Source organism: Cucumibacter marinus DSM 18995, assembly GCF_000429865.1.
GTDB classification, from domain to species: Bacteria; Pseudomonadota; Alphaproteobacteria; order Rhizobiales; family Devosiaceae; genus Cucumibacter; species Cucumibacter marinus.
In genome coordinates, this window is the sequence record NZ_KE386978.1 from 282,744 (window position 1) to 295,335 (window position 12,592).

General features: G+C 61.6%; 14 protein-coding genes. 2 read left to right on the forward strand and 12 right to left on the reverse strand.

Features of this window, described 5'->3' with window-relative positions:
- Nucleotides 1-54: 54 nt before the first annotated feature.
- From G489_RS0114735 to G489_RS22000, 7 genes are all read right to left on the reverse strand, one after another.
- Nucleotides 55-1,032, reverse strand: a complete 978-nt coding sequence (locus G489_RS0114735; RefSeq protein ID WP_029042168.1) for a dipeptide ABC transporter ATP-binding protein — start codon at nt 1,030-1,032, stop codon at nt 55-57.
- A complete protein-coding gene (locus tag G489_RS0114740) occupies nt 1,029-2,003 on the reverse strand; it encodes an ABC transporter ATP-binding protein (protein WP_029042169.1) in 975 nt (324 codons plus the stop codon). Before G489_RS0114740 ends, G489_RS0114735 begins: the two co-directional genes overlap by 4 nt.
- A 4-nt stretch (nt 2,004-2,007) precedes the next feature.
- Nucleotides 2,008-2,868 (reverse strand): ABC transporter permease subunit, encoded by an 861-nt coding sequence (locus G489_RS0114745; protein WP_051332721.1) that lies wholly within the window; start codon nt 2,866-2,868, stop codon nt 2,008-2,010.
- Nucleotides 2,869-2,988: 120 nt separating this feature from the next.
- A complete protein-coding gene (locus G489_RS0114750) occupies nt 2,989-3,996 on the reverse strand; it encodes an ABC transporter permease subunit (protein ID WP_029042171.1) in 1,008 nt (335 codons plus the stop codon).
- Nucleotides 3,997-4,056: 60 nt separating this feature from the next.
- Nucleotides 4,057-5,652, reverse strand: a complete 1,596-nt coding sequence (locus G489_RS0114755; RefSeq protein WP_155889411.1) for an ABC transporter substrate-binding protein — start codon at nt 5,650-5,652, stop codon at nt 4,057-4,059.
- 348 nt (nt 5,653-6,000) lie between these two features.
- On the reverse strand, nt 6,001-6,360 hold the full coding sequence (locus tag G489_RS0114760) for a septal ring lytic transglycosylase RlpA family protein (RefSeq protein WP_029042173.1): 360 nt from the start codon (nt 6,358-6,360) through the stop codon (nt 6,001-6,003).
- 114 nt (nt 6,361-6,474) lie between these two features.
- Entirely contained in the window at nt 6,475-7,383 is a 909-nt protein-coding gene (locus G489_RS22000; protein ID WP_081691604.1) for a glycosyltransferase, read from the reverse strand.
- Nucleotides 7,384-7,475: 92 nt separating this feature from the next.
- Here G489_RS22000 and G489_RS0114770 point away from each other — a divergent pair, with 92 nt between their 5' ends.
- Both G489_RS0114770 and G489_RS22005 read left to right on the forward strand, forming a co-directional pair.
- Nucleotides 7,476-7,922 (forward strand): Hsp20 family protein, encoded by a 447-nt coding sequence (locus G489_RS0114770; RefSeq protein WP_029042174.1) that lies wholly within the window; start codon nt 7,476-7,478, stop codon nt 7,920-7,922.
- Nucleotides 7,923-7,959: 37 nt separating this feature from the next.
- Entirely contained in the window at nt 7,960-8,292 is a 333-nt protein-coding gene (locus G489_RS22005; RefSeq protein ID WP_051332688.1) for a DUF1150 family protein, read from the forward strand.
- A gap of 158 nt (nt 8,293-8,450) precedes the next feature.
- Here G489_RS22005 and ptsN read toward each other — a convergent pair whose 3' ends face one another.
- The 5 genes from ptsN to G489_RS0114800 form a co-directional block, all read right to left on the reverse strand.
- A complete protein-coding gene (gene ptsN, locus G489_RS0114780; protein ID WP_029042175.1) occupies nt 8,451-8,918 on the reverse strand; it encodes a PTS IIA-like nitrogen regulatory protein PtsN in 468 nt (155 codons plus the stop codon).
- A gap of 35 nt (nt 8,919-8,953) precedes the next feature.
- On the reverse strand, nt 8,954-9,520 hold the full coding sequence (gene hpf, locus G489_RS0114785) for a ribosome hibernation-promoting factor, HPF/YfiA family (RefSeq protein WP_081691605.1): 567 nt from the start codon (nt 9,518-9,520) through the stop codon (nt 8,954-8,956).
- Nucleotides 9,521-9,685: 165 nt separating this feature from the next.
- Entirely contained in the window at nt 9,686-11,161 is a 1,476-nt protein-coding gene (rpoN, locus tag G489_RS0114790) for an RNA polymerase factor sigma-54 (protein WP_029042177.1), read from the reverse strand.
- A gap of 117 nt (nt 11,162-11,278) precedes the next feature.
- A complete protein-coding gene (gene lptB / locus G489_RS0114795; protein ID WP_407059835.1) occupies nt 11,279-12,076 on the reverse strand; it encodes an LPS export ABC transporter ATP-binding protein in 798 nt (265 codons plus the stop codon).
- Between the two features lie 2 nt (nt 12,077-12,078).
- On the reverse strand, nt 12,079-12,585 hold the full coding sequence (locus tag G489_RS0114800; protein ID WP_029042179.1) for an LptA/OstA family protein: 507 nt from the start codon (nt 12,583-12,585) through the stop codon (nt 12,079-12,081).
- Nucleotides 12,586-12,592 lie beyond the last annotated feature (7 nt).

A 12,592-nucleotide genomic window follows, 5' to 3' on the forward strand; every position in this document is an offset into this window, starting at 1 on the left:
CGCCGGGTTGGTTCCCGACGCGCCGTCCGCTGTTTGCGTCCCTGTAAACGCAACTCAGGCCGTATCGCGCCCTTCCTCGACCGCATGGCAGGCCACGGTGGCCCCGCCAGCCGGCAGCATTTCCGGCGTTTCGCTGCGGCAACGGTCATTGGCCAGCGGGCAACGCGGATTGAAGGCGCAGCCCGGGGGCGGGTTGAAGGGCGACGGCAATTCACCTTCGAGCTTGATGCGCTCGCCCCGGCGCTCAGGATCGGCGACCGGGGTCGCAGACAGGAGCGCCTTGGTATAGGGGTGACGCGGATGGGCGAAGATCTCGTCTTTCGAGGCCTTCTCGACCGCCCGCCCCAGATACATCACCATTACGTCGTCGGCGACGTGGCGCACGACCGACAGATCGTGGCTGATGAAGACATAGGTCAGCCCCATCTTGTCCTGCAGGTCTGCCAGGAGGTTGAGGATCTGGGCCTGGATCGAGACGTCGAGCGCAGAGACCGGTTCGTCGAGCACCAGCACCTTGGGATCGAGCATCAATGCGCGCGCCACCGCGATACGCTGGCGCTGACCGCCCGAGAACATGTGCGGGTAACGCCCGTAGTGTTCGGGCCGCAGGCCCACCTCCCGCAGCATGTCGAGCGCCTTGATGCGGCGTTCGTCTGCGGAGAGCGAAGTGTTGATCTTGAGCGGTTCCTCGAGAATCGTTCCGATCTTCTGGCGCGGATTGAGAGCACCATAAGGGTTCTGGAAGACGATCTGGACGAGCGAGCGCAAGGCCCTGAAATCGGTGTCCTCGGTGCCGCTGACAACGCGTCCGTCAATCGTGAGGCTGCCGTCGGTCGCCGGCTCGATCATCGTGATCAACCGAGCGAGGGTGGACTTACCGCAACCCGATTCACCCACGACAGCGAGGGTCTTGCCGGCGTCGACGGTAAAACTGGCGGTGGCCAGTGCCTTGAGGATGAGCGGAGGCGAGAACGGCCCGCGCCGAACCTGGTAGTGCCGCGCGAGATTGGTGGCTTCGATGATCGGGCTCATGCGGCGGCGCCCTTCCTGTTGAGCGGATAATGGCACAGGGCCTGGCCGAGTTCATCGGACTGATGCGGCGGTACGACCTTGCGGCAGGTATCGTCGGCAAAGGCGCAGCGTGGATTGAACAGGCACCCTTCGGGCCGGTCCCCCTGCCCTGGCACGACACCGGGGATCGAAGGCAACCGGTCACCGGTGGCCCGGTCGGGCAGCGCATCGAGCAGTGCCGAGGTATAGGGATGGTGCGGGGTACGGAACAAACCCTTGACGTGCTGACGCTCGACCTGCTGGCCGGCATATTGCACCACCACACGCTCGGCGGTCTCGGCAACCACGCCCATATCGTGGGTAATCAGGATGAGGCCCATGCCGTGATCGCGCTGCAGATCGCGCAGCAGATCGAGGATCTGGGCCTGGATGGTCACGTCGAGGGCGGTCGTGGGTTCGTCCGCAATCAGCAATTTGGGCTGGCAGGCGGTGGCCATGGCGATCATGACGCGCTGGCTCATGCCGCCCGAGAGCTGATGGGGGAAGGCGCTCATGCGCCGTTCCGGCTCGGGAATGCCCACCGTCTTCAACAGATCGACCGCCCGGGTTTTCGCCTTGCCACGGTCCATGCCCATATGCTGGCGCAGCACCTCGGTAATCTGGAACCCCACCGTGAAACAAGGATTGAGGCTGGCGATCGGCTCCTGGAAGATCATGGCGATTTCCTTGCCGATGATCTTGCGCTGGTCGCGCCTGGGCATTTTCAGCATGTCCTTGCCTTCAAAGGTCAGGACATCGGCTGTCACCGTCGCGGTGTTGGGCAACAGGCCCATCAGGGCGAGCATGGCAACCGATTTGCCGGAGCCCGATTCGCCCACAATGGCGAGAATCTCGCCCGTATCGACACTGATATCGACGCCGTCAACGGCCTTGAACGGGCCGGAAGCGGTGTCGAAGGTGACCGAGAGATTGCGAAGTTCAAGTAAGGCCATGGGCTCAGCTCCGCTTGAGTTTCGGATCGAGCGCGTCGCGCAGGCCGTCACCAACCAGGTTGATCGCGAGCACCGTGATCAGAATGGCGAGGCCCGGGAAAGTTACCACCCACCAGGCGCGCAGGATGAATTCGCGCGCTTCGGCGAGCATGGTGCCCCATTCCGGGGTCGGCGGTTGGGCGCCCATGCCCAGGAAGCCGAGCGCGGCCGCATCGAGAATGGCGGTCGAGAACGACAGGGTCGCCTGCACGATGAGCGGTGCCAGGCAGTTGGGCAGGATGGTGACGAACATCAGCCGCAAATGACCGGCCCCGGCCACGCGGGCCGAAATCACATATTCGCGGTTGATCTCGCTCATCACCGCGGCGCGGGTCAGTCGGGCAAAATGCGGCTGCAAAACGAGCGCGATCGCGATCATCGCATTGGTCAGGCCCGGCCCGAGAATGGCCACCAGCACCAGGGCCAGCAAGAGCGAGGGAAAGGCCAGGATGATATCCATGACGCGCATGATCACCGAGTCGACCCAGCCCCTGAAATAGCCGGCAATCAGACCGATCAGAATGCCGCCGGTCAGGGCGATGGAAACGACCACCACACCGATGAAAAGCGAGAACCGGGCGCCGTGCATCAACCGCGAGAGAATATCGCGGCCGACCGCGTCGGTGCCCAGGATGAAGGCCGCATTACCCCCTTCGGACCAGAAGGGCGGTGTCAGCAGCGCGTCGCGATATTGCTGATTGGGCGCGTGCGGTGCAATCACCGGCGCCAGCAATGCGACAACGACCAACAGGACGAAAACGACGAGGCCGATCACGGCACCGCGGCTTTCGGCGAAATAGTGCCAGAACTCGCGCAGCATCTGCATGCGCGCCTGGCTGGCGGACAGCTTGGCAGGGTTGAGGGCAGCGGTTTCGGCGGTGGTCGCCGCGGTCTGCGCGTCCTGACCCTTGCTGTCTGCTTTGAGGCGTTCAGCCATGAGCGTTTCCTATCTGTGCCGGATGCGCGGGTTGATCAGCCCGTAAAGGACGTCGACCGTGAGGTTGACCAGCATGACAAGCCCCGCGATCAGGACGAGACCGCCCTGCACGACCGGGTAGTCCCGGCGCGAGATGCTGTCGACCATCCACTTGCCGATACCCGGCCAGGAAAAGATCGTTTCGGTCAGGATGGCGCCCGCCATCAGCACCCCGACCTGCAGGCCGATGGTGGTGATCACCGGGATCATCGCATTCCTCAAGGCATGCAGGCCAACCACGCGGCGCGGCGCGAGGCCCTTGGCGCGGGCGGTGCGGACATAGTCCTCACCGAGCACTTCGAGCATGGCCGAGCGCGTTTGGCGCGCGATCACTGCCAGCGGGATCGTGCCCAGCACGATGGTGGGCAAAATCAGATGCGAAACCGCCGATTGGAACGCTCCCTTTTGTCCCGACAAAAGGCTGTCGATGGTCATGAAGCCGGTGACCTGCGGGAAGAAATACAAAAGCGAGATCCGCCCGGAGACCGGCGTCCAGCCAAGGACACCCGAGAACAGGATGATGAGCAGGAGCCCCCACCAGAAGATCGGCATGGAATAGCCGGTCAGCGCCGCGCCCATGGTGACCTGGTCAAAGACCGAGCCGCGCTTGAGGGCCGCGAAGATGCCCGCCGGAATGCCGATGACCAGCGCGAAGATGATCGCGAAGATGGCCAGTTCGAGCGTGGCGGGGAACAAGGTGAGAAACTCACCCAGAACATCGCGCTTGGTGGAGATCGATGTGCCGAAATCGCCCTGCAGAAGCCCCAGCACATAATTGAAGTACTGGATGAACATGGGCTGATCATAACCGAACTGTTGCTGCAGCGCGGCATAGCGGTCGGGGTCCATGCCCCGTTCGCCGGCGAGCAGCAGGATCGGATCACCGGGCAGCACGCGCACGAAGCCGAAGGCAACGACGGTGATGCCGATGAAGGTCGGCACGATGAGAAATAGCTTGGAGAAGAAAAAGCGCAGCATTGGCGTCTTTATGGTCGAGGGGCGCCGGAAGACCGGCGCCCCAGGAGAAGTTCGAGGTTCTTATTCGGCGATATCGACGCCGTCGAACCAGTGACCGCCGAGCGGGTCCATGATGTAGCCCGACACGCTGTCGACCATCGGCATGAACACGACCGAGTGGGCAATCGTGGCCCAGGGCGCTTCGCGCTTGAACACGACCTGCGCTTCTTCATAAAGCGGAATACGGTCGGCCTGCGAAGACTGCACCTTGGCGTCCTGAATGAGGGATTCGAATTCCTCATTGCACCACTGAGCGCGGTTGGAACCACCGACACCATCACAGCCAAGCAGAACGGCCAGGAAGTTGTCCGGGTCACCATTGTCACCGGTCCAGCCCAGAAGCACTGCACCGTCACGATCGACGGCAGAGGAGCGGGCCAGATACTCGCCCCATTCCATGGAGACGATTTCGACGTCCACACCGACTTCGGCGAAGTCAGCCTGGATCAGTTCAGCCATACGGCGAGCGTTCGGGTTGTACGGACGCTGCACCGGCATCGCCCAGATCTTCATCGACAGATCGGAAACGCCGGCTTCATCCAGCATCGCCTTGGAGGCTTCCGGATCATACGGATCGTCTTCAATCGCGTCGTTGTAGGACCACATGGTGGGCGGAATCGGGTTCTTGGCAGCGTCGCCCGAGCCCTGGAACACGGCGTCGAGAATGGCCTGCTTGTTGATGGCCATGTTGAGCGCCTTGCGGACCTTCGGATTATCGAAGGGTTCCTGCTGGGTGTTGTAGGCGAGATAGCCCACATTCAGACCCTGCTGTTCCATCACGGTGATGCCGTCAGCCGACTTCAGGCCTTCGATATCGGCCGGGGCCGGATAAGGCATGACGTGGCATTCGCCGGCCTGCAGCTTCTGGGCGCGAACGGCCGGATCGATGGTGATCGCGAAGACCAGGTCATCGATGGGCTGTTTGCCGTTCCAGTAGTCCGCGTGCGCCGCATAGCGGATCGCAGCATCCTGCTGATAGGCGACGAACTTGAACGGACCGGTACCGATCGGCTGCTGGTTGAGCTGTTCCATCGCACCGGCTTCTTCGAGCTGGGCGGCATATTCAGCCGACATGATCGAAGCGAAATCCATGGCGAGGTTGGCAACCATCGGGGCTTCCGGCCGGTTCAGCACGAACTTGACCGTCATATCGTCGACCTTGACGATATCCTTGATCAGGCTCGGCATGGACATGCCGTTGAAGTATTCCCAGGAGATGCCAGCGGCATATTCGTGCCACGGGTGATCGTCCTGGAGCTGACGGTTGAAGGTGAACAGCACGTCGTCCGCATTGAAATCGCGGGTCGGGGTGAAGTAGTCCGTGGAATGGAACTTCACGCCGGGACGCAGATGGAAGGTGTATTCCAGCCCGTCCTCGCTGACATCCCAGCTCTCGGCCAGACCCGGAATGGTTTCCGAAGTGCCGCGCTTGAATTCGACGAGACGGTTGTAGATGGGCTTGGAAGAAGCATCGAAGGTGGTACCGGCGGTGTAGGGTGCCGGGTCAAAGCCTTCGGGCGAGCCTTCCGAGCAATAGACGAGTGTTTTCGCCATTGCACCGGTCGCCACTACGCTAAACAGCGCTGTCGCGGCGAGCAGTTTCCCGTATTTCAGCATGAAAGGTTTCTCCCTCTTTTGTCGCGGTGATGTTTCCGCGATCTGGCGACAACAAAGCGAATTTTTGTCGCAAAGACAATCGTTGCGGAAAAGAAATTCGCTTTTATCTCAAGTAGTTCAGCAATGCTGTCCCATCTTGAAATGAAGTCAAAGAGATATTTCACACGTTCACTAATCCGATATTTGCACGTCACGTGCAAATGGATCTGGGATCGTGCCGATGACTTGCATTGGATACGGGATCCGCCGTCATGCCTTGCAATCAGGACATGACGGCAGGAATTCCATTTCATCGGAGGGAGGGGAACCCGTGGCAGCGCTATGCGTTAAATTATCGCGCAGCGGGCATCACACCTTGGTGATGCAGACCGGAACATGGCCGTCATTGAGGAAGCCGAGCCGATGCGCGGCGGCCTTGGACACATCGATGATGCGGCCGTTGATGTAGGGACCGCGGTCGTTGATCCTCAGAACCAGGGTCTTGCCATTCGCCCGGTTGGTCACCTTGACGCGGGTGCCGAAGGGCAGGGTCTTGTGAGCGGCGGTCATGGCACCGGGATCCATGATCTCGCCATTGGCGGTCTTGTTGCCGGGAAGGGAGTACCAGCTCGCACCACCACATTGATCGCCCCCGGCGGACTGAGCCATGCTGCCGGAAGCAAATACGCCGATCGCCGCAACTGCGGCGAGCAAAGTTCTGTTCTTCATAATCGTCCAAACGCTGTTCAAATCAGCGCGGGCGCTAGAGGTGGGATGGGGCGAGAGCGTGGACAGAATCAGGCAAGAATAGGGCAATAGCCCTTACCTATGAGCCTGTTGCCTTCAAGCCACAGAATCGGCGCTGAGACGAGCCTCAAGATGATCCTCGAACAACAGACCGGGCTTTGAACCCGATGCGCGCGGGTAATCCTGTTCGGCGCTCAGGGATAGGGTGAGAAAGTTGACGAATGATTGAGACGCCAGGCGATCGGCAAAGCGATAATGTCCGGTGTTGATGCGATCGATCAATCGTTGCTTTGTAAGCGAGAACTTGTTGCTTGCGCCGGGTCCGTTTGAGATCGAAACGGCCTGTTTGTAGTAAAGATGCAGCGGCGCCCCGAGATGAAAAGCGGCTTCGGTAAATTCAAAGGCCTTCATCACCAGGTCAAGATCGACAAGGCAAGGCAGGTCCGGGTCATAAGCGATATCGACCGCCTCACGGTCCCAGACCAGCATGGAATCCATGGAGAGATTGGTCCGCTTGTAGCGGTGCGCCGGCAGCAAAGCGTCCTCTCCGGTGACACCGACCGTACGCGGATAGCCCCCGCCACCATCAACGATCTGCAGGCCGGTCGACACCAGCGGCCCGTGGGATAGCGCCTCGCGAACCCGTTCGAGCTTTTGGGGGTGAAAGGCGTCGTCCGCATCGAGAGGCCCGACAAACCGACCGGTCGCCTTGGCGTGACCGGCGTTGCGGGCATTCGAGGAGCCGGAGCCGGTCTTGCCGGTGGTCCCGAATCTTATTCGCGGATCGTTCAGGTCTTCTTTAGCCAATTGCGTGGCATAATCGGCCCCGTCATCGGATATGATGATGAGTTCCCAGTCCGGTTCCGACTGTGAAAGCACGCTGCGCACCGCCCGGGAGATGGTCGTTTCGGCCCGGTATGCGGGCATAATGATCGAAAATGCTGGCATCGGCCCACCTCTCGTACACGCCCGCGCGCCCTTGAACCGCGGCACGGACCGGACCATATCTGTAGGCGTCCGGCGGCGCCGAAACAATTGGGTCCCGGATTACGTTGCTTAGAATAAGGACGGGAGCCCCTGATGAGGGGTCATGTAAAATGACGCGTATGTCGCTGTTTTCCTCGCCATTCATGCTCGGCTTCGACGAGATCGAAGCCCGCATCGACAGGCTGGCCAAAGCCGCCGATGGCTATCCTCCGTACAATATCGAACGGGTCCAGGACCGCGATGGTTCTGAAACCTATGTGATTTCGCTTGCTGTCGCCGGATTCTCCGAGACCGAGCTCGAGATCACGGTCGAAGGCCATCAGTTGACGATTGCCGGTCGACAGAAGGACGATGCCAGCCGGGAGTTTCTGCATCGCGGCATTGCCGCGCGGCAATTCCAGCGCAGTTTCGTGCTGGCCGACGGCATGGAAGTCGAGGGCGCCGAACTGAAGGACGGCATGCTGACCATCTCGGTGACCCGCCCGCAAGCGGAAACCGCCGCGCGCCGGATTGCAATCCGGACCGGCCTGCCCGGAACCGAGCCCGCCAAGAACTAGGGGCCAGAAGTGAGGGGCAAAGAGTTAGGAGTGCGACATGAATACGCGTGACAGAAACGATATCCATTTTGCCGGTCCGCAGGACGACAAGCCGGTCGGGAATGATTTCGACGCCTCGGTCGAAGACATCCTGCGCAGCCTGAGCGCCGACGAGTTCGCCGCGCTCGGCGACGATGAGGTCGTCTATCGCCGGGTGATGAACGGCACCGATCTCAAGGCGCTGTTCCCACAGGCCGCTGAAGCGCCCGACGGGCAGGACTTCTTCGTTCTGTTCGGTGCTGATGGCACGCCACGCTTCGTGACCAACGATCAGGGTCAAGTCTATGACTGGCTCGAACAGTCCGGCCTCGAAGTGGCGACCGTCCAGTAACGGCGCCAATCGGCAAGAGACGAGGCGCTAGACACAAAGCGCAAGACACCAGACACAAGAGCGGGGCCGGTCCTCGGCCCCTGGCGTTGTTGAAACGACAAAACCCGCCTTGCCGGGCGGGTTTTTGGTTTTCAGCACTGCCGCTGGTTCGGTGTCGATCAGGCGGCCGAGTGGGCCGGGTCCTGACGCGACAGCAGGTCGTAGAGCCGGTCCGTGTCGCGGGTGGCCCGCAGTTCCGAGACAAAGCCGTCGGCGCGCATGGCACGGGCGATGCGCGAAAGCGCCTTCAGATGATCGGCGCCGGCGCCCAGGGGCGCCAGCAGCACGAAGGCGAGATCAACCGGCTGGTCGTCGAGCGCATCGAAATCGATGGGCTCGTCGAGCCGGAAGAACAGGCCCGTCAGCTTGTCGAGGCCCTTGAGGCGCCCATGCGGCACCGCAATCCCCTTGCCAAGACCGGTGGTCCCGCATTTTTCGCGATCGACAAGGGTATCGAAGATCTCATGCGCCGGCAGGCCGGTCTTCTCGGCGGCGCGTTCCGAAGCGAGCTGGAGGAGCTGGCGCTTCGAGGACACATGCGCACACGGCACGACGCAATCCTTTGAGAGGATGTTCTCGAGTTCCATTGAAAACCTTTGGCGATGGGTGCTTCGGTCAGGCGCTACTGGGCGCTCAGGGCTGGGTCAATCCAGCCGATGTTTCCGTCGGTGCGGCGGTAAACCACATTCACGCCGCCATGTCCAGCGTGGCGGAACACAACCACGTCAGACTGTGCGAGGTCGAGTTCCATCACCGCTTCGCCGACTGACATCATTCGCAGATTTCCCGTCGCCTCCGCGATGACGGGCGGGGAAAAGTCCTCGTCCCACTCTTCTTCGCTGGGAGCCGCGAGGACGTAGGTCTGGGCCTCCAGGGCGTCCTGATTCGGTCCGCGGCGATGGGATTTGAGCTTCCGCTTGTATCGTCGCAGCCTTTTTTCAATGTGTCCGGCCATATCCTCATAGGCCGACGTGGCGTCTCCGGCGGTCGCACCCGCCTGCAGCATGACACCGGTATCGAGATGCACCACGCATTCGGCTTTGTAGCCGCTTCCTTCATGTACAAGGGTCAGGTGGCCGTCATACCCGCCGTCAAAATATTTGCCGACCATGGCCTCGAAATGGTCCTCGGCCTTTGAACGCAAGGCGTCGCCGATATCCATATTTTTTCCTGAAACACGAAGGCTCATATTGGTTCTCCCAATGCGTGGCATTGCTAATCGCGGAACGGCGCAACCGACCCGCCGGGACCGAGTCTAGCCCTCAGCCGATAGGCTAGGCAATCGCCTGTGATGCTGTGCATAATTGAGGGGTTAGCCACCCGCCTTGACCGAGGTCAAACCCGATGCGTGCGGCTAACCAGCTGCGCGCGAACGCTTTTCGCGCCGGCGCTGGACAGAGGACCCAAACCCCATCGCCTCGCGGTATTTGGCCACAGTGCGGCGCGCAACCGCGATTCCCTGCTTGGATTGCAGGATTTCGGCTATCGCATCGTCGGAGAGAATCTTGCGCGGATCTTCAGCTTCGATGAGCTGGCGGATGCTATGGCGCACCGCCTCGGCGGAATGGTCATCCCCGCCACTGGCCGAACCGAGAGCCGTTGTGAAAAAATATTTCAGTTCAAACAGGCCGCGCGGCGTGGCGACATATTTATTCGAGGTGACCCGCGAGACGGTCGATTCGTGTACCTCGACGGCATCGGCCACCATTTTGAGCGTCATGGGCCGCAAATGCGTCACCCCGTGGCGCATGAAGCCGTCCTGCTGCTTGGCGATTTCAGCCGTGACCTTCAGAATCGTCTGGGCGCGCTGATCGAGGCTTTTGGTCAGCCAGCTGGCGGTCGACAGACAATCGGTCAGAAACTGCTTGTCTGCGCCTTCGCGGGCATGCCGGCTGACCTCGGCGTAATAGGTCCGGTCAACGATCAGGCGGGGCAAGACCTCTGCGTTGAGCTCAACCTGCCAGCCGCCGTCCCGGCCGGGCCGGATGAAAACATCGGGCACCACCACATCCACCGGCGCACCGTCATAGGCGAGGCCGGGGCGCGGATCGAGTGCCCGGATTTCCCCCAGCATATCGGCGATATCATCGTCGTCGGCGCCAAGCAGTTTCTTGAGCCCGGCAATGTCATGGCGCGCGAGCAGATCGAGATTGTCGATCAGCCCGGCCATCATCGGGTCGAGGTGATCGCGTTCACGCAGCTGGATGGTGAGGCATTCGGGCAGAGTGCGGGCGAACACGCCCAGCGGCTCACACCCCTGCACGGCGCCGAGCACGGCCTCAATATCCTCGAGATCGACCTTGAGCTGGGTGGCCAGCGCGCCGAGGTCGGCGCGCAGATAACCATCATCGTCGAGACTGTCTATGAGCGCCCGGCCAATCTGCCGGTCGCTTTCGGTCCGCAGGATCAGGGCGATCTGGTCGGCAAGGTAGTCGCCAAGCGAGGGCCGTGAAGCGACATAGGAATCGATTTCGGGGGATTCCCCATCGTAAGACCCGGCAGGTTCGCGCAAGCGATTGAGACTCTGGCGGAAGGAATCCTGCCCGACCTGCTCGGGAAACAGATTCGAGACTTCGGTATCGAGCACATCGGCGATGTCTCCTGCCCGGCCGATCTCGCCGCGCTCGGGTTGACGCGGCGCTTCGACGCTGATCGCCTCGGCGGCCTCACGTTCATCACGTTCGAGCAGAGGGTTGCGCTCGAGTTCGGCATCGACAAAGGCATTGAGTTCGAGCTGGGAGAGCTGAAGGAGCTTGATCGACTGCATCAGCTGGGGGGTCAGCGTCAGCGTCTGGCTTTGGCGAAGGTCAAGCCGCGGCGAAAGCGCCATATGGTCTCCGTGCACCCTTATCCGGCGCGGCCCCCAATTGGCGCGCCCGGCGCGAAGATGGCATGATTTGCCAGCCGTATACAAGTTTCGTGCCAACCAGCAAATCGCTGGATCGGATCAGCTGTCGAGGGAAAACCGTTCACCGAGATAGACACGCCGCGCGTCTTCGGACTGGGCTATGGTGTCGGGGCGTCCCTGCACCATGACCTTGCCGTCATGAATGACATAGGCACGGTCGACCAGGCCCAGGGTTTCGCGGACATTGTGGTCGGTGACCAGAACGCCGATACCGCGCCTGGTCAGGTGTTTGACCAGTCCCTTGATATCCCCGGTGGCGATCGGATCGACGCCGGCAAAGGGCTCATCCATCAACAGGTAGCGCGGCTCGGCTGCCAGGGCCCGGGCGATTTCGACGCGACGGCGTTCACCACCGGACAGGGTCATGGCATTGGCCTTGCGCAGCGCCTCGAGCGAAAACTCCTTCAACAGCGCATCGAGCCTCTGCCGGCGCTCCTTTCCGGACATCCGTCGGCCTTCGAGAATGGCGAAAATGTTGTCCTCGACACTCATGCCGCGGAAGATCGAGGATTCCTGCGGGAGATAACCGATACCAAGCCGGCCACGCTGGAACATCGGCAAGCCGGTGATCGGGCGCCCGGCCAAAAGGATTTCGCCGGCATCGGGCCGCACAAGCCCCATGATCATGGCAAAGACCGTGGTCTTGCCGGCACCGTTGGGGCCGAGCAGGCCCACGGCCTCGCCCCGCTTCAGCGCCACCGAGACGCCATCGATCACCCGGCGATTGCGAAATCGTTTTTCGAGCCCGTGGGCAATCAGCCAGGCCTCGGTTTCCTGACCGGTGTCGGGGCGCACGCCTCCCGGAATCGCTTCTGTGTTTGTGGATTGATCCGCCACGTTCAGCCGCCGCCGAAAATGCCGGTGACACGGCCGCCGGTGCCATCGCCCGCGAACCGCGAAGTGCCGGCGCGGATATCGATGACCAGCTTCGGGCCGGTGACGGTGGAATCATCGTCGACGACCTTGACGTTGTCCAGCAGCGTCAGCACGCGATCCTTGACCGCAAAATTGGCGCGCTTCGAGGTCGCGGTCTGGCCGTTCATCTCGATGCGGACGCCGCCATTCGCATCGACAGTCTTAAGATCGGTGGTACCGCCTTCGCCGTAGCGCACCTCGGCGCGCGGCGCCCACATGTGAAAATTGCCCTGTACGATGACGACATTGCCGGTGAAGACCGCGAGTTTATTTTCCTCGAAAATCTCGAAGGTGTCGGCATCGACGCGGATCGGTTCGTCGGCCTGATCAGCAAGTGCGCCAAATCCGCCGACATTCTGGGCGGCCGCCGTGCCGGCCTGCAGGCCGAGACCCAGCCCGATGACCAGGGCGAAAAGCGCGCTTCTGGTCATGATGTTT

Excerpts from the sequence above, each read along its gene's own strand:
- G489_RS0114735 (WP_029042168.1), bottom strand. The coding sequence starts at position 1,032 with ATGAGCCCGATCATCGAAGCCACCAATCTCGCGCGGCACTACCAGGTT.
- G489_RS0114740 (WP_029042169.1), bottom strand. The coding sequence starts at position 2,003 with ATGGCCTTACTTGAACTTCGCAATCTCTCGGTCACCTTCGACACCGCT.
- G489_RS0114745 (WP_051332721.1), bottom strand. The coding sequence starts at position 2,868 with ATGCAGATGCTGCGCGAGTTCTGGCACTATTTCGCCGAAAGCCGCGGT.
- G489_RS0114750 (WP_029042171.1), bottom strand. The coding sequence starts at position 3,996 with ATGCTGCGCTTTTTCTTCTCCAAGCTATTTCTCATCGTGCCGACCTTC.
- G489_RS0114755 (WP_155889411.1), bottom strand. The coding sequence starts at position 5,652 with ATGCTGAAATACGGGAAACTGCTCGCCGCGACAGCGCTGTTTAGCGTA.
- G489_RS0114760 (WP_029042173.1), bottom strand. The coding sequence starts at position 6,360 with ATGAAGAACAGAACTTTGCTCGCCGCAGTTGCGGCGATCGGCGTATTT.
- G489_RS22000 (WP_081691604.1), bottom strand. The coding sequence starts at position 7,383 with ATGGTCCGGTCCGTGCCGCGGTTCAAGGGCGCGCGGGCGTGTACGAGA.
- G489_RS0114770 (WP_029042174.1), top strand. The coding sequence starts at position 7,476 with ATGACGCGTATGTCGCTGTTTTCCTCGCCATTCATGCTCGGCTTCGAC.
- G489_RS22005 (WP_051332688.1), top strand. The coding sequence starts at position 7,960 with ATGAATACGCGTGACAGAAACGATATCCATTTTGCCGGTCCGCAGGAC.
- ptsN (WP_029042175.1), bottom strand. The coding sequence starts at position 8,918 with ATGGAACTCGAGAACATCCTCTCAAAGGATTGCGTCGTGCCGTGTGCG.
- hpf (WP_081691605.1), bottom strand. The coding sequence starts at position 9,520 with ATGAGCCTTCGTGTTTCAGGAAAAAATATGGATATCGGCGACGCCTTG.
- rpoN (WP_029042177.1), bottom strand. The coding sequence starts at position 11,161 with ATGGCGCTTTCGCCGCGGCTTGACCTTCGCCAAAGCCAGACGCTGACG.
- G489_RS0114800 (WP_029042179.1), bottom strand. The coding sequence starts at position 12,585 with ATGACCAGAAGCGCGCTTTTCGCCCTGGTCATCGGGCTGGGTCTCGGC.